Raw genomic sequence first — 22,617 nt, 5'->3', positions numbered from 1 at the left:
ACGCCTGATCACAACGGATCACCACGTGAGCATTGGGGGAAGTTCTTTATACCGTCCATTAACCGACGCAATCGTATCCTCGGGCGTAGAAGCTGCACATCGAGAGGAAAAAGACAGTGCCGGTTCATGCAGTCGCCTATGTGAGTCAGCTGGTTCCTGGACTTGGCAGGGATCAGATAGACGATCTCGTTCGTGACGCCGCCGCGCATAACTCGATGGCAGGAGTAACTGGCGTCCTATTGCGTGATGGAGCTGTCTTCCTTCAGTACCTGGAGGGTCCTGCTGCCGGAGTAGCGTCCGCCTATCGACGGATACTCAACGCGACGAGCCACTTTGAGGTGATGGAGTTGGGGCGTGCAATGACAGGAGCCAGGCGCTTTCCGTATTGGTCAATGCATTGGATCCCTGTTGATCAGTCTTATCTCGCTGAAGCCACAAGGGCTGAATGGGCTGCTTTGGTGCAGAGCCACCGCGAAACAAGTCAGCGCGGCACGGGCGTAGACAAACTCAGGCAGCTTGTTTCGCCGCATCTGAGCTGATCCAACGAGCCCACCGGAAGAGCCGAGCGACCAGCTGCCAGCGCTGCTGGTCGCGACTGTTCCGATCGTTGCGCAGTTACGATCGTTTTCTTCATTCTGCTGGTTATGTTGATTGTTTTGGCTGTTCTGGTTGTTCTGGGTCATTGCTTGGTCAGCCGCTGGCCGGGACACCCGCGGACCGGCATTCCTCCACGGCGTTGATTAGCGCTGTGATCCGAAACGGTTTGGCAAAAAATGGGGCCCAGCGGTGGCGTTCCGGCACTTGGGCAGGACTGCCGCCAGAGGCGATGACATACGGCACACGCGCCAACCGCAACCGATCTGCCACGTCTTCGGCGCTGTCGCCAAGGACACGCCAGTCCAAGACCGCCGCAGCAACGCAACCGTCCCTGATGTAGCCCATGGCCTCCGGCGTCGATCTGGCCCAGCAAACATCGTAGCCAGCCATGGAAAGCACCTCGCTCAGCAGCGGTGCAAAGTCCGCGTCGTCTTCGAGCACGAGAATGTTGCCGTGCACTGCTGGGAAAGCTTGGAGAGAGTTCATGGGCTGGCGAACCGGCGGGGCGTCCTTCAATCCTATTCGGCCTCAAGTGAGCAAGGCCTCACGGAGGCACCTGTCGACGTACTTCTCTGCGGTTGCCCTCTTTGAGATCAAGTTCGAACGCTTGGAGAGTTGCATCCTTTCCAACAAGCCGCCGGGCCGCTCCGCGTTGCCGGAGTTGTGCGCTCTCAGGGGCGCGGCCTCACGACTACCGCGGATGCTGGCACCGCACCGGGTGCTGTTCGACGGGCTCTCGCGGCCGGATAAGGGCCTTCCGGTACATCAACCGTACCGCCATGTTCCTTATGTGCAGCATGTTCTCCTTGCTCGTGACGCTTGGCTTGGTGGAAGGCCTTCTCGGAGGCCTGCTGGACCACCCGTTCAAGCGCATGTTCAATCTCGGTCCGGAAGGGATCGATGCATTCTTGCTGCTCCTCGTGCCGCTTCCGCTTTCCTGGCCTTTCTACGTGGCCTTTGCCAAGTTCCACCGTGCATCTCACAGCTTCCGCTCCCGGTATCGATTCAGGTGGCGACCTTGAGCGTGGGCGCGCCTACGGACCACATCAGGCAACAAAGGTCATGCTCGATCATGAAAGCTCTGGTGACCGGTGCAACTGGGGTGGCGGGGCAGGCCATGGTCACGGTGACTTCCGGCAGGGGATAACGGTGTTGTAGCGCACTACATTTCCTTTACGACTTGCATCGAGTCGTGGGCCCGCTGGTCGGGACCTCCGTCGGTGATCGGAGCAAACGCAATGGCGAAGAATACGGATAGCCGCGGTCCAGGTTTGGCGCCGGGCCGGTACCGGATGCGTGCGGCAGGCCTACTGTTTCTTAGCCTTATGTCCCTCGGCATCCAGGCCAAAGGCGATGCCGCCGATCCGCATTCGCCCGAGGAAGGCGTGGAACGCTTCCTGCTTGCGGAAATGCGCGAACGAGGCATCCCCGGCCTGCAGGTCGCGGTCGTTCAGCAGGGCAGGATCGTGCTCCTTCGCGCGTACGGCGTGGCAAGCGTCGAGCACTCGGTGCCGGTCACCAACGAATCGGTGTTCCCGATCAACTCGATTACCAAGGGCTTCACTGGTGTAGCTGCCATGCAGCTGGTGACTGAGGGAAAGCTGGACCTCAACGCTCCCGCATCCCGCTACCTGGACGACCTGCCAGCAAGCTGGCGCGCCGTAACGGTCAAGCAGCTGTTCTCTCACACATCCGGACTGCCCGACATCGTCGATGATGAGCTCAGGTTGTTGGTGGACGGCGACGAGGCAACGTCCTGGGACAAGGTGCGAACGCTTCCACTCCAAGCGCCCGCGGGTGAGCGCTTCGCCTACAACCACACCAACTACGTCCTGCTGGGCAGAATCATCGATCAACTGGCAGGCGAACCCTTCACCCGGTTCGTCACAGAACGTCAGCTGCAGGTGGCAGGCATGCCCGCAACGGGCTACCACGACGCGCGCGACGTCGTACCGCATGCGGTTGGCATGTATCGATACGTAAAGGCCGCTGATGGCAGCCGCCAGCTCAATACGCGGCATGAGCTGTGGCATCCGGCGCTGCTGACCGCGACCGGCATCAACACCACCGCCGAGGACCTCGCGCGTTGGGCCATTGCACTACAGGGGGGCCGACTGCTCGACGGCGAAGCCGCACTGAACATCCTGTGGACGCCGGCCCGGCTCAACGATGGTTCGACCGCCGGCTTCAGCCGGTTCATCAACGGATACGCCATCGGCTGGCCCACAGTGGAGCGCGCGGAGCATCGTGCCATCATCTCTGGTGGCGGCGGTCGTGCGGTCCTTGCGATATACCCCTCCGACGGACTGATCGTGGTGATTCTGACCAACCTGGTCGGGGCGTCGCCGGTGCAGTTTGTAGAAGACGTCGCAAGCTTCTACATTCCCGGGCCTGAAAGGGTAGGGTCCGGGGTGGATAGGTGAGTCATACCACGCAGGCTTACTGAACCGGCTGCGCTTCCGGGAATGTCCATGTGCCGTCCAGCGCCGCCTGCTTCGGCCGATACAGGCGCACCATGTAGTTCCAGCCCGCGGTGATCGGCAGGCAGTTGGATACCTGGCCGTCGCAGCCGCCAAACTGCACGTCCACGGAGCCGTCGTCGTTCTTCTTCGCGGTGACGTTGTTGATCGAGTACGCGTTCTGCGGGTTGGCTTCGAAAAAGCCCTTGGCGTTGTATACGCTGATCGACCAGAAGCCGTCGACGGGTACGTCCGTTACGTGCAACCGATGCACCGTGGTGCCGTCGTTCTTCGCCGGCGTCGCGTTGAGATAAAGCGCATCGCGGTCCGGATTACCACCCCAGGCCGACGCCGAAGAGATCAGCCGCCGCACCGGGTCGACCTCGGCCTTGGTGCCGAAACTGCGCCGTGTATCGGGCAGGCCCGCCGCCAGGGCGAGCAGCGCCTCGCGCACGCGGGTCTGGCTCACCGGATCCCATTTCGGGATATCGAACGCGCCGGGGCCACCAGGCTGCTCGACCTTCACCGCGTCCTGCAGGGCATGCACCTGTTCCACATCTTCCGGCTTGTTCGGATCGACCAGCATGCGCAGCGGGGTGACCACGTAGCGCGTGCCGATGCCCTCGCGGGTGAACGTATGCGGGCCCGGCGTGTAGATCACCTGCGAGGTGTACTGGTCCTCGTCGATGATCTGCATCGACATGAAGCGCTGGCCCGTGTCGGGCAGGGTGATGGTCACCGGGCCGGCATCCAGGTCGAACACGGCCGCCGAGTACAACGTGTCGCGATTCAGGCGGATCACGTTCTGCTTGTCGATCGGGGTCACCTCCCGTCGGTGGGAGAATTTGCCGAAACCGTTCTCCTTGACGATGTTGCTCAGGTACAGATCGGATTCCGCGCGCGTGAAGTTGTCGGCATTGACCGGGATGCTGCCTGGTTCAGGCGTTGCCGGGCCAGGTTCGGCAGGGGCGGCCGCGGCTGGAGCGCCCGCCGACGATTCCGCCGGCTTCGCCACCGGGTCAGCGTCGCGTTGGCACCCGCCAGCGCGACAATCACGGCCAGGAACAGCAGGCTCGAACGAGCGGTGTGCGCGTGCATACCTGACATCGCAATCTCCCTATGTCGAAGGACGAAATGACGGGTGGGTTACGGGGTGCGTTCGAGCGCCGGCGCCTTCCAGCGCCCGTCGAGCGCTTCAGCCTTGGGCTGGTACAGGCGCATCGCCACCAGGAACGGTCCGGCCGGTGCCGGCAGCCAGTTGGACTCCCGCGCCTTGCCTGGCGATTCGTGCTGGAGGTAGAGGGTGATGCCGCCGTCGGCGTCCTTCTGGAGTGAGGGGAGCATGGCCGAGTTGATCAGGTAGCGGTCGAGCGGGTTGGCAACCAGTAGGCTGGACGGCAGTTCGTACATCGTGGTCGACCAGAACGCGTCCACCGGCGGCAGCTGGCCCGGCGCGAAGCGCAGGGTGTAGCGATTCCTGCCGTCGAGCTTCTGCCCTGCCGAATCGACGAAGTACGCCGGGTACAACGCCTCGTCCTTGGAATTGCCATAGATGCCCAGCACGGCGCCGCTCATCCGCTCCATGTAATTGTTCTTCAGGTATTCGCGGGTACCGAAGGAGTCGGCGCTGCTCGCCTTGCCGGTGTCGATATCATTGGTCTTGTGGTCAGAGAAGGCCTTCCACGCGTCGGCCATGCCCTGCTGAATCGCTTGGCGCCGATCGGCAGGCATGCTCGCAACGTCGAACGGCTTGCCCGGCTCGATACCGATGCTTGCGAAGCGCTCGCGCAGTGCGACCTCGCTCGGATCGGTCGGGGCAAACTGCAAGAGGAAGTTGAGGATGGCGAAGAACTCCGGCGAAGTCTTCTGCTGTTCGGGCGTGAGCGGGGCGATGAAGTCGATCGTCGGCGCCGGAGGGGGCGCTGGCGTGCCCAGGAATGCCGACAGCGGCTGCACCTTGTATCCGGCCTGGATCTTCTTGACGTTGTCGATGTCGTCGGCGCCGAGCAACTGGGTGCGGAACAGGATGAAAGCGAGCTCGGTTTCGGAGCGGATCACGTCCTTGATCCCGGGCGGGGTTTCGCCCTTCCAGCCCGGCCCGGCGAGCAGGAAGCTGCCGCCGTCGTTACCGGTGGCCCGGGTGCCGACGTAGGCGAAGTTGTAGGTGTACATGTCGATGAACTGGGCCGAGAAGTAGCGACCCTTGTCGACCGGGGGCACGGTGATCACCAGCGGCTCGGTCCGAAGGTCCACGCCCAGCTGAGAGTATGGCGTGTCGGAATTGGGCGTCTGGATCGCCTTATCGTCTGGCGTGTAGACGCGCGCGGTGTTGTGGACCTGGTTCCAGGCGCCCTTGTACTCGGGATTGGCCGTGTCCACGAAATACGAGTGCTGGATGCGGTAACTGTCCACCATCGGGAAGCCGTAGATGTAGGCCTCCTTGGCGATCGCCCGCACCTGTTCGAGCGACGGCGCCGACGGGGGCGCGGCAGGTGCAGCGCCATTGCCGGATGCGGTGGTGTCCGATGGCTGCCGCTGGCAACCTGCCACGATCAAGAGCATGCCGACGATTGCCCATATCCAGCGTCGCGCCATTCCCTTTGGCGCCAGATGTGGAGAATCACCCTGGTTGCAGATCTGCGCTTCCATAACTGTTCCCTTCTGTAGAAACGGCCTGGGTAACCAAGCGACGCACATTAGTAGTGAAATGCGCGGTTCGCCTGTCGGAGCATGGGTATGGCTATCAGACCGTGTTTGCCATTCGCCGGGTTAACGTGACGTGATCGGGCCGCGGACGATTGGGGACGCTCGCTGTTGCCCCCGATAAAGCGCATGTTTTGGACGCTCGAGGTCAGCCACAACACCCTCACCGTATGCGGGTGATAGTCTCGAACGCGACTTGGCAATACGGCAAAGGGTTCGATCATGAAAGTTCTGGTGACCGGTGCGAGTGGGCTTGTTGGGCAGGGCGTGGTGCGTGCCTGCGCGGCCTCGGCGGAGGTTGAGCGGATGACGGCACTGGTTCGCAAAACAGGCGGCGCGGGCCCGGGCAAGGACGAGATTGTGCTTCCTGACTTCATGCAGGCCGCCACGATTGCCGACCGCCTTTCAGGTTTCGATGCCTGCTTCTACTGCGCAGGCGCACCGCCGGTCGGCACGCCTGAAGAGGAGTACCGGCACGTCACGCTGGAGGTCACCCTCGCGGTCGCCCGAGCCTGGGCCGAGGCAAACCCAGCGGGTTGTTTCCTTTACGTGTCGGGTGTCTATGCGGACCCAATCAGCCGGGTCATGCCGCTGCGGATCAAGGGCGAAACCGAGCAGGCACTGGGGGCGCTGCCCATACGTACCGTGATGCTCCGGCCGGGCGGGGTAAGGCCGGTCGAACATACCGGAACCCGCCACGGCGCATTGAAGCCGCTCTACCTTCTGGGTGGCCCGCTGATGAAGATGGCCGAGCACATGGCCCCCTCGATGGTGACGAGCAATGAGGCTATAGGCCGGGCTATGATCGCACTGGCGTCGCAAGCACAGCCCCCGGCAGTGGTGGAATGCGCGGAGATCAACGCTTTGGCCGGGCATTGAGACGTACTGGTGGACCTGGTAGCCAGGCGCAGGTAGTTTCCTCGACACCAACGTGAGCAGCACCTCCGCTTTCCGACTCAGAGGTCATTGGCGACTAGAACAGCTGTTGTAGGCTTATCGATCTCAGCGATTGCTACGGAAGGCTATATGTTGGAGCTTTACGGGAAGTCCACTTCGATCAACGTTCGCAAGGTGCTGTGGCTGTGCGAGGAGCTGGAGCTCAAGTATCGCCACGTTGGTGGCGACCCTTCTTCGGACGCCGACTTCAATGCACGCCTCTGCAGAATCAATCCCAACGGGCAGGTGCCGGTATTGCTTGACGGCGACTTCGCGCTGTGGGAATCCAACAGCATCTGCCGCTACCTGGCCGCCCGTGCCCAGCGCCATGACCTGCTTCCGGCCGATCCGCGGGCACGGGCGCTCGTTGAGCAATGGATGGACTGGCAGGCGACCGATCTGAATTCGGCGTGGCGGGGCGCATTCATGTCCCGCGTGCGAAGGCACCCTGACTACCCGGACGGCCCGGTGGCGGACGCAAGCATGGGCCGGTGGAATGCGTTGATGGGGCTGCTGGATCACCAGCTCGCCCACACCGGCGCCCATGTCGTCGGCGCTTCCTTCACACTGGCCGACATCGTGCTTGGCCTGTCGACCCAGCGTTGGCGGATGACCCCAGGTGACAAGCCTGATCTTCCGGCTGTGGAAGCGTGGTTTGCTCGCCTCGGGCGTCGTGCCGGCTTTGCCCAGCACGTTGACAACGGCGTGCCGTGACCAGATTCGAGTAGCGAGAAACTCGCGTGCTGGGATCGCCTCTATTCCCGCAGCCCCTTCATATTCCGGGGCGCTGGCCGATATTCTTGGAATCCGTTGTTCTGCGAGGTTTTCAGAATCTTCGGAAAGTTTTGAGGTATCCAATGCAAAGGGATAAGCAGGGGGACTGCGATGTGGGCGATGTCGGACCGAATCCGGGCAGCAAGGACGAGAGCAGGGCTCTCTCAGTCGCAACTGGCGAAAGAAGCCGGGGTTAAACGCAGCGCCGTAGCCCAGTGGGAGTGTCCGAAGGGCACGACGCCATGCGTATCCCACCTTGCGCAGATTGCAGTCATCACTCGAGTACGGTTCGAGTGGTTGGCCACTGGACGCGGGCTGTCCTCGACTGACGGAGAAGGACTCGACGCGGCCGTGCAGATGAATGCGGACCACGTCCAGAATGAGCTTGAGGGAACCATTCTTTCCCTGATCAGGCGCCTGTCCCCTCGAAAAAGAAAGATGGCCCAAGCGATCATTGAGATGCTCGGGGTATAGCCGGCGGGATCCTCGGGAAGGGCTCTGCGGCCATTTGATGAAGCCCAGGCGCCCCCGGTCGGGAGCCGGGCTCTTCGACTTATGCTTCCTGGACCTCAGCAAACACGCCTTTGTCCAGCAGGCAGTCGATCAACGCTCCGAGCAGGGCGGGTCGATGTTGTCTATTCGGGTAGTAAAGGAACAGCCCAGGCCGCGACACCGTCCAATCCGCAAGCACCTGGACCAGCCGCCCTTGGGCAATATGCTCGGCCACGCCATCCTGCTCGAAGTGATAGGCGATGCCGAGTCCGCCCAGTGCGGCCGCGATGCCGATGTCAGCATGATTGGTGACGACCGGACCTTCCACCGCGACATCCAGGCGCTGCCCCCGCTTCTTGAACTCCCAGCGATACTGCCTGCCGTCTGCCTGAAGCCTCCAGTTGATGCAGGCATGCTGGTGCAGGTCGGCAGGCGACGTGGGTGTTCCGCACCTTGCCAGGTATTCCGGAGCGGCCACGGCTATCATCTTCAGGTCAGGCGTAAGGCGGACCGCGATCATGTCTTTCTCAAGCTGGCCACCTACGCGGATGCCCGCGTCGAATCGCCCATGAACAATGTCGGTAAGCGCGTCGTCCACCACGATGTCCAGCACGACGTCGGGATGGGCTTGGTGGAAGCGCGAGAGCCTGGGTCCAATGACAGACCTGGCTGCGATTCCCAGTGTGTTGATGCGCAGCGTGCCGCTCATCTGTCCCGTCGCCTCACTGGCCTCGGCAACTGCACCGGCAAGGTCCCGGAACAGCGGCGCGATCCGCCGGTAAAGCAGTTCGCCACTCGCCGACGTCGCCACGCTTCGGGTCGTGCGGTTGAGCAGCCGAGCGCCGATCCGGCGTTCCAACTGACGGATGGTCTGGCTCAGGGCCGACGGCGATACCCCCAGATGCTCGGCGGCGCGGGCAAAGCTCTGGCGCTCCACGACGGCCACGAAGGCCTTCAACTCGGCAAAGTCGGATCCGCGCATTGTGTACTGTTTCCTACAGAGCCCATGCGGATTAGATGGTCGGCAGGGAATCATTACGTACAGGGCCAAAAGCTGCCTAAGCGACTGAATTTCAAGGTTGATTGCTCGTCTCTCGGGCAGGTTCTCCCCATCTATGGGGTCTGTTCAAGCACCTTGGCTGTGTAGCTCAGCGGCGCCACTTCCCTTTCAAGATCCAGGTGGTAATCGCCGAAGCGATTGATGTGGCTGGTCCGATAAGGCGACAGACCGGCCAGGATCTCGGGCGTCAGTTCGATCCCCTCCTTCCGCATCTCAGCCAACGTCCGGCTCATACCCTCCACGTTGTGGAGGATGATCATGTTGGCCACCAGCTGGCTGTACTTGATGATCTTGCGCTGCTCGTGTTGGACGTTCTCAGCGATGATCCCTTGGCTGCCAAAGAAGACCCACTTCACGAAGCCGTTGTATTCCTCGCTCTTGTTGGTCGCGGCATTGATCGTTTTGCGGATCTCGTTGTCATCAATGTAGCGAAGCAAGAACAGCGTTCGGACGGCCTTGCCAAGTTCCCGGAATGCGAAGTACAGCTTGTTCTTCCGGCTGTAGGTGCCCAGCCGGCGCAGGATCGAGGACGCGGTGATCTTGCCCAATCGGATTGAGATCACCACCCGCAGCATGTCGTGAAGATGGGTGGCGATCAGTTGCCAGTCGATGCTGTCCCCGAACAGTGCCTGGATGTTTTTATAGGCCCTGCCCGGTTCGGGCCGGAAGAATGTCAGGTCCTTGATGTTTCGGATTCTGGGCATCAGCTGGATGCCCAGCATGTGGGCCAAGCCGAAGACCGGATAGCTTTGGGCCTGCGTGTCGCCATGGACGATCTCAGGCTGGATGTCGGAAGTGTTGGCCAACAGGCCGTCCAGGATGTAGATGCCCTCGTGCACGCCACAGGGAATGAAGTGGCTGAACAGCGCCACGTATTTGTCGGACACATGGTAGTAGCCGATGCCGCCATAGCCGCCGTACCGGATGTGGTACTCCGACAGCAGGTTGTCTTCGTAGACGCTCCACTTGGTGCCATCTGCTGACGCGCTCTTACCGCTGCCCCAATAGCCAGGCAGGTCAAATTTGTTGTAGGTATTGATGACCTCTACGATGGCCTTCTCAAGCACATCCTCGGTCACGTATTTCAGGTTGAGCCAAGCGACCTGGCGCCGGCTGAAGCCCTTGATCGACCGCGCCGTCTGCGTCGGCCCCAGGTTGCAGCCATAGCAAAATAGCGTGGTGATCACGCGTCGGGGCAGATCTTCGACTTGGCTCTCGGTCCCGGCGATCGGGCGGAAAAAACGGTGCAGGTCCAGCCATTGGCTGGCATCGATCAGGACATCTACGATGCTGGACTCTGGGAGTCGTTCGGCGATGAGGCGATCCACGGTGGTAATCGCGCTGGAGACTTCGGCCCGTTGCCCCTTCCGCAGCACCAGGCGCCCATCCAGGATGTCCGCATGAACGTTCTCCGGGAAACGCGCGTCGACCTCATCGGCCAAAGCCGTCAATTGTGCGCGCAACCCCGCCACGAAAGACTCGGCGTCGGTGGGCAGGCCTGACACCTGGCCGTAGGCTTCCAGTTCCTGGGCCAAGGTGGCTTCATCGACCAGCTGCTCACGGTAGTCATCAAACCGTTCGCTGCTGGGAATGAAGAGATCTCCGGACTTCAGTTCGTCCTTGACCTGCACCAGCACGGCCAGCTCGAAGTACTTACGGTGCATCCAGCCGGCGCCGGCTGCACTGGCCCGCTTGCCGAACACGTGCTGACGCCAGAGCTTGGACATCCAGTCAAAGTCCTTTTCCGGGTCCAAACCGAGGGAGGCGACCTCGATCAGCTCACGGCGCTGGTTGCGCAGCGAGAGCACCGCTGCGATCAGCGGCTCCATGCCGGCGTCGTGGCTGGTCGCCCGCAAGTTCATGAGCTCCAGCCCATTGAACAGCAGCGGCCTGACCGCGCCGTAAGGTTGCAGCATGAAAGGCAGGTAGTTTTTCCCTGCGTAGGCCATATGTTCTTCGCATTCGGCCAGCAAGGTGGACACTTCCGCTTCCAGACTATTGTCGATCGCGTCCACGCGCTGGCTATCGCTGCCGTCGAGCTGGTAGGCCTGCAGGATCTCCTTGAGCTGGCCGATGAGGAAGTCGGCGCGTTTGGCATGTTCGAGCTGATAGGCCAGCAGCTTCTGCTGCGCGGTGTTCTCCAGCCCGCGCACCTGCTTGATGAACAACTCTGCCGCATCGTCTAATGTCTTGGCATGCTGGGCGCGGATGAAGATGGTGGCCAGCGCATAGCGCTTGTCCTCACCCAATTCGGCCAACTCGCTGGCGTCATACGCCCGGGCCATTGCACGGAATTGCTTGAGCTTGGGGACCGGTACATCGATTGGAGGCAGTTGCTCCGCCAACTGCTGCAGCATACGGATGTGCTGCAGATAGAACCGGACCTCTTTGTTGGTCGGCCGGCCAGGCTCGCGCTTGAGCGAATGCCAGCCGGTAAATTTGGATCCTTCCGGTGCGCGCAGTAGCTCATCAATCAGCGTGCGCGTGGCAGGCGTCAGTGCGTGGCTGATACTGCGGTAGTAGCCCAGGTTGACCCGTTCGCGCGCCCCGATAGCGGCCATCTCAAGGGTCCGGAAGCCTGGTAGCTCGTAGCGATGGTGCACCAGCTCTTCGAGCAGGACGTTCACGATGTCCGGGATGGTGTGCTTGGTCTGGGCTGCGGCGGTGGCCACTGTGTCCAGCCAAGACAACCCAGATTTGTCCAACGGGCGTACCCCAATGAACTGCCGAAGCTGCGGCATGTGCCGGCGTTTGCTGCCAGAGCTGTCATAGCGATCGAGCTGGTCAGAGGCCAGCACACGCCCGAGACGGGCGGCCTTGGCGATGTGCTGCCGGATCCGCTCAGGTACCTCCGCCAACAGCGTGAAGTAGCCTAAGCGTTGGAAGAGCTTTAGATGGATCAGTACCGCCAGCTGCGGACCCGGCTGGGTGGTCAGCTGCTTGGCAAATGCAATCTCAGCGGCGCTCGGGGTGTAGATCTCCTCCAGTTCCTTGGCGGTAGGATCAGGCTTCAGTCGCGGGTAGGCGGTCTCGTGAAGGGTAGCCATTGGATCCGGAGGTTATGAGGGGGGTCAATCCCAGTGGCGGCCGTCGTCTGTACTGAGAGACGCTTCCAGGAAACACTGGTGCGTATCGGCCATGCGGTGCATGTCATCGAGCAACGTGGCCAGGATTTCATCCAGATCCCGGTCGGGATCGGTGGGAACAGTCAACCGGTACTCGCTGCTGGCGGTGTTCAGCCGCACCGCTTGGAACGGGGCCAAGCAGATCTCTTCGATTCTGCCCCGGGCCTTGGCCGCGCCGCGGCCGGCGCGGGCAAACGGGGTCAGCACCATGCGTAGGAGCAGCTGCAGGGCAGATTTGACCTCGGGCGCCGGCAGCGCCATCGCCGGAGCTGGCGCGGTTGGGCTGGGCAGGCTCGCTTCAATGCGATCCCGGGCGAACGGGTCACGCCCGTCCAGGTAACGCATGGCCGACTGAACATCGCGCCAGCCCACGTACTCCATCAACGCCTTCATGTCCCAGCCCTGATCGTTGGCCCAACTAGCAAAGCCGCGGCGCAGCGAATGGCTGCTGTGGAGCCCCGCATCGGCAAAGCCGGCACTGGCCAGCAACTAGCGCAGCAGGCGCACCAAACTGTTGGGATGGAGCCCTTCGGCACTTACGTGGCCCCACTGGTTGATTGCCCGAAACACCGGCCCGTCTTGCACGTTTGCCGCCTGCAGCCACACTTGGGTCGCCTCTACCGGACACAGCCGCGACAACGCCGGCACCTTATGGGTAACGCCGGCCGCTTGGCGATCGCCCTTGCTGCGCGGCAGGAAGCAGGTCATCCCCTGTCCCGGCACCAGCGTGAGATGGGCCACTTCCAGACGCAGCAGTTCATCGCCACGGAAGCCACGCCAGAATCCGAGCAGCACCAACGCGCGATCCCGCTGATGGCGAAGCGCCGCCGCCCCGTCGCCCCGGGCATGGGCCGCAGCAATCGCTGCGGCCAGCCAGTCATCGAGCTCGACCAGCCGCCGGATCTGCAGTGGCGCAGCCTGCTTGACCCGGGTCGGGTGGAGGGTCTGAATCCCTTTAAGTACCTTGCGCACCAGTGGCGAGCGGGTGGGATCCACAAATCCGTGATCCCGATGCCAAAAAGCGATCGCCGCCAGGCGATGCCGCAGCGTGCTGGTGGCCAGGGTCTGCGCGTAGGTGGCCAAGTACCGCGCCACACTGTCTGGGGTGGCCGGAAGGTGTCCTTGCCACTCGACCTCAAAGTGCCGTAACGCCGAAGCGTAGCTGCGCACAGTGTTCTCGCGGGTGGCGGCATCAATGTACTGATCGAGGATAGTCACCTGGCCCAGAACACGCACGTTTCAAAGGTGGCCGGCCAATCGTCCATCATTCGACGCAACTATGCAGATTGTGCTAGGCTCTCCAGCCAGCGGCCGCAAACAACAGCGGACCCAACTCTACTCCCGAGCCAGTGCCCATAGTGATTACGCCGCCCTAAATCCTGTCATCGGATCAAGCCCGCAAGCGGGCTTAGGGTTGTTATTTCGTAAATCACACTGTTGGCCCGACGACCAGTCGGGACTAGGGATATTCTGTTTTGACTACGCTTACTCGACTGCGCCAGGACTGGCTCGGCAATATTCGTGGCGACTTGCTTGCCGGCATAGTTGTTGCGCTCGCTCTAATTCCTGAGGCCATTGCGTTCTCAATTATTGCCGGGCTTGATCCCCAGGTGGGCCTCTACGCCTCATTCTGCATTGCAGTGGTTATCGCCTTTACCGGCGGTCGTCCGGGAATGATCTCGGCAGCTACCGGGGCCATGGCGCTGCTGATGGTTGGCTTGGTGAAGGAGCACGGACTGCAGTATTTGTTGGCAGCGACGCTCCTAACCGGGATGCTGCAGATCTTGGCTGGCACGTTTAGGCTCGGGGCGTTGATGCGTTTCGTCTCGCGCTCGGTCATCACCGGTTTTGTCAATGCGCTGGCGATCCTGATTTTCCTGGCGCAGCTCCCCGAGCTAACCAACGTCCCTTGGACCGTTTATGCGATGGTCGCCGCAGGGTTGGCCATCATCTATCTGTTGCCACGCGTGACCAAGGTCATTCCCTCGCCGCTGGTGGCCATCGTGGTCCTGACGATAGTCGCGCTCCTGCTCAAGCTTGATATCCGCACCGTGGGGGACATGGGCGAACTACCCGACAGCTTGCCGGTGTTCTTGTTGCCTGATGTTCCCTTGAATCTAGAGACACTGAAGATCATTTTCCCGGTTTCCGCCACATTGGCGGTCGTGGGCCTGCTGGAATCGATGATGACTGCAAAGATCGTCGATGATCTGACCGATACGCCGAGCAACAAAAACCGCGAAGCGGTCGGTCAGGGCATAGCCAACATCGCATCCGGCTTTGTTGGCGGCATGGCCGGTTGCGCCATGATTGGCCAGTCTGTCATCAACGTTAAGTCCGGCGGTCGTGGTCGCCTCTCATCACTGGCCGCGGGCGTATTCCTATTGTTGATGGTGGTATTTGCAGGCCCTTGGGTAAAGCTGATTCCCATGGCGGCGCTGGTCGCTGTAATGATCATGGTCTCCATTGGCACTTTCAACTGGGGTTCACTGGCGGCACTTAAGGCAAATCCCAAGACTTCTAGTGTGGTGATGATCGCCACAGTTATCGTGACGGTGTCCACCCATGATCTGGCAAAGGGCGTTTTGATCGGCGTACTGCTCTCGGGGCTGTTCTTTGCTCGCAAGGTAGGCCAGGTGCTTCATATCGGCTCCACTTCTGAAGAAGGTGGGCGTCTGCGGTGCTACACCGTGACCGGGCAGGTTTTCTTTGCCTCGGCTGACCAGTTCATTGCTAGCTTCGATTTCCGCGAGGCTTTGGAGCGCGTTCAAATTGACGTGGGCCGTGCCCACTTCTGGGATCTCAGCGCGGTGGGCGCACTGGACACGGTTGTGGTGAAGTTCAGGCGTGAAGGTACTGAGGTCGAAATCCTAGGAATGAACGAAGCCAGTGCGACGCTGGTGGATCGCTTGGGCGTCCACGACAAGCCCGACGCCGTCGAGCGGCTGATGGGCCACTGAGGAAGCAACCATGACAGACAAGATTGGACACTCCCATATAGATCACAGCGGCAGTGTATTGGCCGCCACCGACGCATCCGCTTACAGCGAGAGCGTGGCGCATTACGCCGCTTGGGCAGCGCACAGACTGGAAGCCCCGCTGGAATACCTTCATGTGCTTGACCGCCATCCGGAAGCGGCCAGTACCGCGGACTTCAGTGGGAACCTCGGAGCGGATGCCCAGCCCAGGTTGCTGGAAGGGCTCGCCTTGCTGGACGAGACCCGCAGCAAGCTGGGCCAAGAACGAGGCCGCCTAGTGCTGCAACAGGCCAAGGGGATTGCGGCCGCTTTCCATGGCATCGAGGCGGAGACGCGGATGCGGCATGGGTCCTTGGTGGACACCCTCATCGAGTTGGAAGGCGATGCACGCCTGTTTGTCCTTGGCAAGCGTGGCGAGCATGCGGATTTCGCCAAGGGACACCTGGGCAGCCAACTGGAACGCGTGGTACGTGCAGTCCATCGCCCATTGCTGGTGGCGTCGCGCAGCTACACGGAAATCGAACGCGTGCTGATCGCGTTCGATGGGAGCGCCACGACCCGCAAGGGCGTGGAAATGGTGGCGGCCAGCCCGTTGTTCAGTGGACTCGATATCCGTGTGCTCACCGTCGGAGCGACCAATGCCACAAACGAAGCCGCATTGCGCTGGGCGCTGGACACGCTGGCCGCGGCCGGATTGTCTGCGGCCGGCGCGGTGCGACCGGGCGAAGCGGAAGAGGTGATCGGCCATTACATCCGTGACGAGCATGTGGATCTGCTGGTCATGGGGGCCTATGGCCACTCGCGTATCCGCCAGCTGATTGTCGGCAGCACCACCACCACGATGCTGCGCACCTGCCGCGTCCCGGTGCTCCTTCTCCGTTGACGCCAACCACCGGCAGTAAGTCAAATGACCGAAGCATCAACCAAGCATAAATCCACTGAAACAATCAATCGAAACCACCTCCATCGAATGATGGACGAACTGCTGGAGATCGCTGATGTTCGACTGGGCGGTGATCGCCCATGGGATATCCGGTTGCTGGTCGATGGCGTCCCGGAGCGCGTATTTGCACAGGGCAATCTCGGCCTTGGGGAAAGTTACATGAACGGCGCATGGGAGTGCGATCGGCTGGACGAACTGTTCGATCGCATCCTGCGTGCGCGGCTCGATCGCCACGTCAAACCGTTGCGGCTCATGTTTCATTCGCTACGGGCCAAGCTGCTGAATCGGCAGACATCGCGACAGGCCTGGGAAGTCGGCGAGGCCCATTACGACCTCGGGAATGATTTCTACACGGCAATGCTGGACCCGCGCATGACCTACACCTGCGGCTACTGGGCCGATGCGAAGAACCTGGCGGAGGCGCAGGAAGCCAAGCTCGACATGATCTGCCACAAGTTGCGCCTGGAGCCCGGCATGCGGGTGCTCGACATCGGTTGTGGCTGGGGCAGCTTCATGGCGTACGCCGCCGAGCACTACGGCGTTGAGTGCGTGGGGGTGACGGTTTCGAAGGAGCAGACCGCATGGGCGACGGAGCGTTATGCCGACCTGCCACTGGAGTTCCGGCTGCAGGACTACCGCTCCATCAACGAGCGCTTCGATCGCATCGCCAGCGTCGGCATGTTCGAGCATGTGGGTCGCAAGAACCATCGCAGCTACATGGAAGTAGCTCATCGCTGCCTGGCCGATGACGGCCTGTTCCTGCTTCACACCATCGGCAAGAACCGGCGCAAGTCCACTACCGACCCGTGGATCGATCGCTACATTTTCCCGAACGGCGAGTTGCCGTCGATTGGCCAGATCGGTGATGCTTGCGACGAGCTCTTCGTCGTCGAGGATCTGCACAACTTCGGCGCCGACTACGACAACACATTGATGGCGTGGCATGCCAACTTCGAGCAGGCATGGCCTCATTTCGAGGACGAACTGGGGCAACGGTTCCATCGGATGTGGCGCTACTACCTGTTGTCCTGCGCCGGTGCATTCCGCGCCCGCGACCTGCAACTGTGGCAGTGGGTGCTGTCCAAGGATGGGGTTCGTGGCGGCTATCAGCGCCCAGAAGGCCCGAGGTAATCCCCCGTCGTTTGACGGGGGACTTGACATGCTATGATTTAGTGAAATTCACGATACAACACCCCTCCGCCTGTCTCGTCGATCTTGAGGATGGCCTCAAGCTCTACTAGGTGATGTGGTTTCCGCACAATGGGGTGCGGTTCAGAGGGTCAAGACGAGGCTCTCTCATGACCACTCCAATCTAACGCTCACTTCTTGGCCGCGGGCGCAATGCCCGCTTCCGGATGCCGCTCCCGGCATACCGCCTACCAAGATGAGGAGTCACCATGTCCGTACACGTTCAAAGTCTGGACGAATTCTTCAGCATGCTCGTAGAGGAGCAGCGGGACATTCGCATCACCCTCGCCGGTTTGGAAGACGCGGGCCAACCCGTCGCCCTCGATCAGACCACGCAAGGCCGCGTCAGCAGGATCGACGCCATCTCCCAGCAGCACATGGCCAAGGCGGGCAGCAGTCGCCTGATGATCCAGTTGGATCGGATCAAGGCGGCGCTGGATCGCTACGAATCGGGGCGCTACGGCATTTGCTGCCGATGTGAACTCGAAATCGGGCATGGCCGTTTGATGGCCGATCCCGCCGCGCCTTTTTGCCTGGAGTGCACCGAGGAACTGGCCGAGGCGAAACAGCACAACATGCGCCGAAACGCCGGTCGCTGAGTCCGCGCGGCACCCATTGGGCCGCCTCTGCGGTGGTCGGCATATCCTTGTTGATGAAAGGAAAACATAATGAATCTGATGACGAATGCACCGGCTAAATTACCGGTCGTGAAGCGCTGCGCCTTCGGGGCGCATGAACTCACCCTCGAAACCGGCGAGATCGCCAAGCAGGCGTCCGGCGCGGTCATAGTCCGCATGGGCGATACGGTGGTGCTGGTAACCGCGGTCGGCAGCAAGCGCGCGAAAGATGGACTCGACTTCTTCCCGCTCACCGTCGAGTACCGGGAGCGCTTCTACGCAGGCGGTCGTATCCCCGGTGGTTTCTTCAAGCGCGAGGGTCGCCCGACCGAAAAGGAAATCCTGACCTCGCGCCTGATCGACCGGCCGGTAAGACCACTGTTTCCCGATCAGTTCCGCCACGAGGTCCAGGTCATTGCGACCGTGCTGTCCGTCGATCCGTTGATCGATCCCGATATTCCAGCCATGGTCGGCGCCTCCGCCGCGCTGCGCTTGTCGGGGTTGCCGTTCAAGGGGCCGATTGGAGCGGTCCGCATCGGCCGCCACGGCGACAGTTTTCTGGTCAACCCGACCACCGAAGAGCTCAAGGCCTCCGACCTCAATCTGGTCGTCGCCGGCACCCGGCACGGCGTGTTGATGGTCGAGTCCGAAGCCAACGTGCTCTCGGAGGAGATCATGCTGGCGGCGGTGTCGCTTGGCCACCACGCCATGCAGCCCGTGATCGAAGCGATCGAGGAACTCGCCCAAGAAGCGAAGGTGACCAAGTGGGAGTGGAGCCATCCACCACGCGACCTGGCCCTGGCCGATACGGTGCGCACACAGATTGGAAACAACCTCAACAGCGCCTTGCTGATCACCGACCGGATCGCACGCAAGAAACGAGTGCAGGCGATCAGAAATGAAGTGTTGATTGCGCTAGCTGCACCGACGACCTCGGCAACGGGTTGGGAGGTCGCCCAAGTCCGCGCGGAGCTGGACGACCTCGAGTACACCGCTGTGCGCCGCATGGTGCTGCAGGATCGGCGTCGGCTGGACGGTCGCGGTCTCGAAGACGTACGTCCGATCTCGATCCAACTCGGCGTGCTGCCGCGCACTCATGGCTCGGCGGTGTTCACACGCGGCGAAACCCAAGCCATCGTGACCACCACGCTCGGCACTACGCGTGACGGCCAGGTCATCGATGCCGTCACCGGCGAGTACAAGGAACACTTCCTTTTCCACTACAACTTCCCGCCTTACTGCGTCGGCGAGACGGGTCCGATGATCGGCCCAAAGCGACGCGAAATCGGCCACGGCCGTCTGGCCAAGCGTGGCGTCGCCGCGATCATGCCGTCGATGGAAGCATTCCCTTACACCATTCGAATAGTGTCGGAGATCACCGAGTCCAATGGTTCTTCCTCGATGGCTTCAGTGTGCGGCAGCTCGCTGGCCCTGATGGCTGCGGGCGTTCCGGTCAAGGGGCCTGTGACAGGCATCGCCATGGGCCTGGTCAAGGAAGGCGATCGGTTCGCGGTGCTGTCCGACATCCTGGGTGACGAGGACCACCTGGGCGATATGGATTTCAAGGTCGCCGGCACTATCGACGGTATCTCGGCCCTGCAGATGGACATCAAGATCGACGGCGTGACCGCCGAGATCATGGAGGTGGCATTGGCGCAGGCGCGAGAAGGGCGACTGCACATCCTTCGGGAGATGGCCAAGGCCATCCAGGCCCCGCGCGAGCAGATGTCGGAGTTCGCACCGCGCCTGCTGACGATCAAGATCCATCCGGACAAGATCCGCGAGGTGATCGGCAAGGGCGGGGCCACCATCCAGGCGCTCACCAAGGAAACTGGCACGCAGATCGATATCCGGGACGACGGCACGATCGTGATCGCTTCGACCAGCGGCGGAGCCGCCGACACGGCGCGCAGGCGTATCGAACAGATCACGGCCGAAATCGAACCGGGTCGGGTCTACGAAGGTAAGGTGGCAAAGGTGCTTGACTTCGGCGCGTTCGTCACCATCGCGCCGGGCAAGGTCGGACTGGTGCACGTCTCGCAGATTTCTGACGAGCGAGTGGAAAACCCGAATTCCGTTCTGTCGGAAGGGGATGTGGTGAAGGTCAAGGTCCTGGAAGTGGACATGCAGGGTCGGGTTCGGCTTTCGATGAAGGCGGTGGACGGAACGAAAGTGTTGCTGCCGGAGTCGGCGTATGCCGGGGGTTCTGGCGGCTCCCCTCCGGCATGCGTTTTTATTGCGGAGGAACGGTCATGACGCACAGAGAGATCCTTTTCGATAATGATGCGCGGCTGCGCCTGCTGCGCGGCGTCAACATTCTCGCCAATGCCGTCAAGGCCACCCTGGGCCCGAAGGGCCGCAACGTCGTGCTCGAAAAGAGCTTCGGCGCCCCGACCATCACCAAGGACGGCGTGTCTGTCGCCAAGGAAATCGAACTGGCTGACAAGTTCGAGAACATGGGCGCGCAGATGGTGAAGGAAGTTGCTTCCCGCACCAACGATGACGCCGGCGACGGCACCACCACCGCCACCGTGCTGGCCCAGGCCCTGATCCGCGAAGGCGCCAAGGCCGTTGCTGCCGGCATGAACCCGATGGACCTCAAGCGCGGTATCGACAAGGCCGTGATCGCCGCCGTCGCCGAGCTGAAGAACATCTCCAAGCCGACCACCGACGACAAGGCGATCGCCCAGGTCGGTACGATCTCGGCCAACTCCGACGAATCGATCGGCAACATCATCGCCGAAGCGATGCGCCGCGTGACCAAGGAAGGCGTGATCACCGTTGAAGAAGGCTCGGGCCTGGAAAACGAGCTGGACGTCGTCGAAGGCATGCAGTTCGACCGCGGCTACCTGTCCCCGTACTTCATCAACAACCAGCAGTCGCAGACCGCTGACCTGGACGATCCGTACGTGCTGCTGCACGACAAGAAGATCTCCAACGTGCGCGACCTGCTGCCCGTGCTGGAAGGCGTGGCCAAGTCCGGCAAGCCGCTGCTGATCATCGCCGAAGACATCGAAGGCGAAGCGCTGGCGACTCTGGTGGTCAACACCATCCGTGGCATCGTCAAGGTCGTGGCCGTCAAGGCACCGGGCTTCGGCGACCGTCGCAAGGCGATGCTGGAAGACATGGCCGTGCTGACCGGCGGCACCGTGATCTCCGAGGAAATCGGTCTGTCGCTCGAAAAGGCGACGATCAAGGACCTGGGCCGCGCCAAGAAGGTGCAGGTCTCCAAGGAAAACACCACGATCATCGATGGCGCCGGCGAGAAGGCCAACATCGAATCGCGTGTCACCCAGATCAAGACCCAGATCGAAGACACCTCGTCGGATTACGACCGCGAGAAGCTGCAGGAGCGCGTTGCCAAGCTGGCCGGCGGCGTGGCGGTGATCAAGGTCGGTGCGTCGACCGAGATCGAGATGAAGGCAAAGAAGGCCCGCGTCGAAGACGCCCTGCACGCCACGCGTGCGGCGGTGGAAGAAGGCATCGTCCCGGGCGGCGGCGTCGCGCTGCTGCGCGCCAAGGCCGCGATTGCAGGCCTGAAGGGCGCCAACGAAGACCAGAACCACGGCATCCAGATCGCCCTGCGCGCGATGGAAGCACCGCTGCGCGAGATCGTCGCCAACGCCGGTGAAGAGCCATCGGTCGTGGTCAACAAAGTCAAGGAAGGCAGCGGCAATTTCGGCTACAACGCCCAGACCGGCGAATACGGCGACATGGTCGCGTTCGGCATCCTCGATCCGACCAAGGTCACCCGCTTGGCCTTGGAGAATGCGGCCGCTGCTGCCCGCATGTTCCTCAGCAGCGGCGTCGCGATTGCCGAAGCAGAACCGCCGGGCGCGGTGCAATCGGAAGACGGCTGATGTCCCGCCTCAACACGATCCTGCGCCTACCGGTCATCCATCGGGCTGATGCGACCGAGCTCGGCCCGTATTGCCTGGAACAGGTGCATCTCGAATTCGCGAACGGGGAGCGACGGCTCTACGAGCGGCTCCACACCCGCTCACCTGGAAGCGTCATCATCGCCGCGATGCCCGATCCGCACACGGTACTTTTGATTCGCGAGTACGCGGTGGGCACCCATCGATACGAACTTGGCCTGCCCAAGGGACGTATGGACCCCGGCGAGTCGATTCTCGAGGCCGCCAATCGCGAGCTGAAGGAAGAGGTCGGAATGGGCGCCAAGGTTATGCGCTATCTGCGGCCACTGACCTTGGCCCCCACCTACATGAGCAACGCCATCCATCTGGTACTGGCGGAGGACCTGTACCCGGAGCGCTTGCCGGGGGACGAACCCGAAGAGCTCGAGGTGGTCCCTTGGCAGCTCGATCGCCTCCACGAATTGGCCCTGCGCGAGGACTGCTCTGAAGCGTGCTCGATCGCGTCGCTGTTCATCGTGCGCGAGGTGATGCGGGAGCGCGTGGGGGTTAGACGTCCGGCATCAATGCCTATCGAGCACGCGGTCGACGTCCGCGCCGATCAATTGCCGATTCGACCGGAGGTGAGGGGTTCATGAACGTGATGGTTTCCCCTGCGCTGCACGCGACCCACGGCTTGGGAGTGTCGCAGTGCTCGCAGTACATCGTCCGCGCCGATGGCTTGAGGTAGATCGTGACGGTCCGGCTGTCATCCTCAGGCCACGCCACGCGCTCTACCCGATAGCCTTCCCGGCCATCCAGCTTTTCGATCGTCTTCCGGTCCAGCATGGCTGCATCCTCGAATCTAGGAAATCAGGCCTCAAGGGCACC

Annotated in this window: 17 protein-coding genes and 4 pseudogenes; 13 read left to right on the top strand and 8 right to left on the bottom strand. The window is 61.9% G+C overall.

The annotated features are described in order from the left end of the window. Positions 1-116: 116 nt before the first annotated feature. Positions 117-335, top strand: a pseudogene (locus PDM28_RS09875) (BLUF domain-containing protein); the annotation flags it as partial. Positions 336-389: 54 nt separating this feature from the next. On the opposite strand, the gene PDM28_RS09870 reads toward PDM28_RS09875, so the two are convergent. Beyond that, positions 390-683, bottom strand: a complete 294-nt coding sequence (locus PDM28_RS09870) for a hypothetical protein (RefSeq protein ID WP_311184745.1) — start codon at positions 681-683, stop codon at positions 390-392. A 7-nt stretch (positions 684-690) separates the two neighbouring features. Then, a complete protein-coding gene (locus tag PDM28_RS09865; RefSeq protein ID WP_311184605.1) occupies positions 691-1,083 on the bottom strand; it encodes a DNA-binding transcriptional response regulator in 393 nt (130 codons plus the stop codon). 311 nt (positions 1,084-1,394) lie between these two features. Here PDM28_RS09865 and PDM28_RS09860 point away from each other — a divergent pair, with 311 nt between their 5' ends. Further along, positions 1,395-1,619, top strand: coding sequence for a hypothetical protein (locus tag PDM28_RS09860; protein WP_311184604.1), 225 nt, complete (start codon positions 1,395-1,397; stop codon positions 1,617-1,619). Between the two features lie 216 nt (positions 1,620-1,835). After that, positions 1,836-3,020, top strand: a complete 1,185-nt coding sequence (locus PDM28_RS09855; protein ID WP_311184603.1) for a serine hydrolase domain-containing protein — start codon at positions 1,836-1,838, stop codon at positions 3,018-3,020. 16 nt (positions 3,021-3,036) lie between these two features. Here the strand turns inward: PDM28_RS09855 and PDM28_RS09850 are convergent, their stop codons facing one another. Next, positions 3,037-4,071 carry a DUF1254 domain-containing protein gene (locus PDM28_RS09850; protein WP_311184602.1) on the bottom strand — a complete coding sequence of 345 codons (1,035 nt, stop codon included), beginning with the start codon at positions 4,069-4,071 and terminating at the stop codon, positions 3,037-3,039. A gap of 131 nt (positions 4,072-4,202) precedes the next feature. Beyond that, positions 4,203-5,618, bottom strand: a complete 1,416-nt coding sequence (locus PDM28_RS09845; protein WP_311184601.1) for a DUF1254 domain-containing protein — start codon at positions 5,616-5,618, stop codon at positions 4,203-4,205. A gap of 363 nt (positions 5,619-5,981) precedes the next feature. Here PDM28_RS09845 and PDM28_RS09840 point away from each other — a divergent pair, with 363 nt between their 5' ends. The 3 genes from PDM28_RS09840 (at position 5,982) to PDM28_RS09830 (ending at position 7,943) form a co-directional block, all read left to right on the top strand. After that, positions 5,982-6,638: an SDR family oxidoreductase gene (locus tag PDM28_RS09840; protein ID WP_311184600.1), complete on the top strand. Its 657-nt coding sequence runs from the start codon at positions 5,982-5,984 to the stop codon at positions 6,636-6,638. A 147-nt stretch (positions 6,639-6,785) separates the two neighbouring features. Next, on the top strand, positions 6,786-7,409 hold the full coding sequence (locus PDM28_RS09835) for a glutathione S-transferase family protein (protein WP_311184599.1): 624 nt from the start codon (positions 6,786-6,788) through the stop codon (positions 7,407-7,409). Between the two features lie 171 nt (positions 7,410-7,580). After that, positions 7,581-7,943 carry a helix-turn-helix transcriptional regulator gene (locus PDM28_RS09830; RefSeq protein WP_311184598.1) on the top strand — a complete coding sequence of 121 codons (363 nt, stop codon included), beginning with the start codon at positions 7,581-7,583 and terminating at the stop codon, positions 7,941-7,943. 79 nt (positions 7,944-8,022) lie between these two features. Here PDM28_RS09830 and PDM28_RS09825 read toward each other — a convergent pair whose 3' ends face one another. From PDM28_RS09825 to PDM28_RS09815, 3 genes and pseudogenes are all read right to left on the bottom strand, one after another. Next, entirely contained in the window at positions 8,023-8,943 is a 921-nt protein-coding gene (locus PDM28_RS09825; protein ID WP_311184597.1) for a LysR family transcriptional regulator, read from the bottom strand. 131 nt (positions 8,944-9,074) lie between these two features. After that, positions 9,075-12,068 (bottom strand): Tn3 family transposase, encoded by a 2,994-nt coding sequence (locus tag PDM28_RS09820; RefSeq protein WP_311184596.1) that lies wholly within the window; start codon positions 12,066-12,068, stop codon positions 9,075-9,077. 24 nt (positions 12,069-12,092) lie between these two features. Next, positions 12,093-13,364, bottom strand: a pseudogene (locus tag PDM28_RS09815) (site-specific integrase). Between the two features lie 257 nt (positions 13,365-13,621). On the opposite strand from PDM28_RS09815, the gene PDM28_RS09810 reads away from it, so the two are divergent. From PDM28_RS09810 to nudE, 7 genes and pseudogenes are all read left to right on the top strand, one after another. Next, a complete protein-coding gene (locus tag PDM28_RS09810; RefSeq protein WP_086016262.1) occupies positions 13,622-15,106 on the top strand; it encodes a SulP family inorganic anion transporter in 1,485 nt (494 codons plus the stop codon). A gap of 10 nt (positions 15,107-15,116) precedes the next feature. Further along, complete coding sequence (locus PDM28_RS09805; RefSeq protein WP_046272807.1) at positions 15,117-16,007, top strand: universal stress protein; 891 nt, start codon at positions 15,117-15,119, stop codon at positions 16,005-16,007. Positions 16,008-16,031: 24 nt separating this feature from the next. Then, a complete protein-coding gene (cfa, locus tag PDM28_RS09800) occupies positions 16,032-17,198 on the top strand; it encodes a cyclopropane fatty acyl phospholipid synthase (protein ID WP_005413430.1) in 1,167 nt (388 codons plus the stop codon). Between the two features lie 266 nt (positions 17,199-17,464). Beyond that, on the top strand, positions 17,465-17,854 hold the full coding sequence (locus PDM28_RS09795; protein ID WP_046272806.1) for a TraR/DksA family transcriptional regulator: 390 nt from the start codon (positions 17,465-17,467) through the stop codon (positions 17,852-17,854). 69 nt (positions 17,855-17,923) lie between these two features. Next, positions 17,924-20,128: a polyribonucleotide nucleotidyltransferase gene (gene pnp / locus PDM28_RS09790; protein WP_005413428.1), complete on the top strand. Its 2,205-nt coding sequence runs from the start codon at positions 17,924-17,926 to the stop codon at positions 20,126-20,128. Next, positions 20,125-21,732 carry a chaperonin GroEL gene (groL, locus tag PDM28_RS09785; protein WP_005413427.1) on the top strand — a complete coding sequence of 536 codons (1,608 nt, stop codon included), beginning with the start codon at positions 20,125-20,127 and terminating at the stop codon, positions 21,730-21,732. The genes pnp and groL overlap by 4 nt, the downstream gene beginning before the upstream one ends. After that, a pseudogene (gene nudE, locus PDM28_RS09780) lies at positions 21,732-22,289 on the top strand (ADP compounds hydrolase NudE); the annotation flags it as partial. The gene groL and the pseudogene nudE, both read left to right, overlap by 1 nt. A 145-nt stretch (positions 22,290-22,434) precedes the next feature. Here the strand turns inward: nudE and PDM28_RS09775 are convergent. Continuing rightward, positions 22,435-22,575: pseudogene (locus tag PDM28_RS09775) on the bottom strand (ISL3 family transposase); the annotation flags it as partial. Between the last annotated feature and the right edge of the window lie 42 nt (positions 22,576-22,617).

Origin of the sequence: Stenotrophomonas aracearum, assembly GCF_031834615.1 — a bacterium.
Lineage (GTDB): Bacteria > Pseudomonadota > Gammaproteobacteria > Xanthomonadales > Xanthomonadaceae > Stenotrophomonas > Stenotrophomonas aracearum.
Note: the sequence above shows the minus strand (reverse complement) of the source record. Positions and strands in the feature narration are given on the sequence as shown.

Bases quoted from the DNA above. Each gene is read 5' to 3' on its own strand.
- PDM28_RS09870 (WP_311184745.1), bottom strand. From the start codon at position 683: ATGACCCAGAACAACCAGAACAGCCAAAACAATCAACATAACCAGCAG.
- PDM28_RS09865 (WP_311184605.1), bottom strand. From the start codon at position 1,083: ATGAACTCTCTCCAAGCTTTCCCAGCAGTGCACGGCAACATTCTCGTG.
- PDM28_RS09860 (WP_311184604.1), top strand. From the start codon at position 1,395: ATGTTCTCCTTGCTCGTGACGCTTGGCTTGGTGGAAGGCCTTCTCGGA.
- PDM28_RS09855 (WP_311184603.1), top strand. From the start codon at position 1,836: ATGGCGAAGAATACGGATAGCCGCGGTCCAGGTTTGGCGCCGGGCCGG.
- PDM28_RS09845 (WP_311184601.1), bottom strand. From the start codon at position 5,618: ATGCTCTTGATCGTGGCAGGTTGCCAGCGGCAGCCATCGGACACCACC.
- PDM28_RS09840 (WP_311184600.1), top strand. From the start codon at position 5,982: ATGAAAGTTCTGGTGACCGGTGCGAGTGGGCTTGTTGGGCAGGGCGTG.
- PDM28_RS09835 (WP_311184599.1), top strand. From the start codon at position 6,786: ATGTTGGAGCTTTACGGGAAGTCCACTTCGATCAACGTTCGCAAGGTG.
- PDM28_RS09830 (WP_311184598.1), top strand. From the start codon at position 7,581: ATGTGGGCGATGTCGGACCGAATCCGGGCAGCAAGGACGAGAGCAGGG.
- PDM28_RS09825 (WP_311184597.1), bottom strand. From the start codon at position 8,943: ATGCGCGGATCCGACTTTGCCGAGTTGAAGGCCTTCGTGGCCGTCGTG.
- PDM28_RS09820 (WP_311184596.1), bottom strand. From the start codon at position 12,068: ATGGCTACCCTTCACGAGACCGCCTACCCGCGACTGAAGCCTGATCCT.
- PDM28_RS09805 (WP_046272807.1), top strand. From the start codon at position 15,117: ATGACAGACAAGATTGGACACTCCCATATAGATCACAGCGGCAGTGTA.
- cfa (WP_005413430.1), top strand. From the start codon at position 16,032: ATGACCGAAGCATCAACCAAGCATAAATCCACTGAAACAATCAATCGA.
- PDM28_RS09795 (WP_046272806.1), top strand. From the start codon at position 17,465: ATGTCCGTACACGTTCAAAGTCTGGACGAATTCTTCAGCATGCTCGTA.
- pnp (WP_005413428.1), top strand. From the start codon at position 17,924: ATGAATCTGATGACGAATGCACCGGCTAAATTACCGGTCGTGAAGCGC.
- groL (WP_005413427.1), top strand. From the start codon at position 20,125: ATGACGCACAGAGAGATCCTTTTCGATAATGATGCGCGGCTGCGCCTG.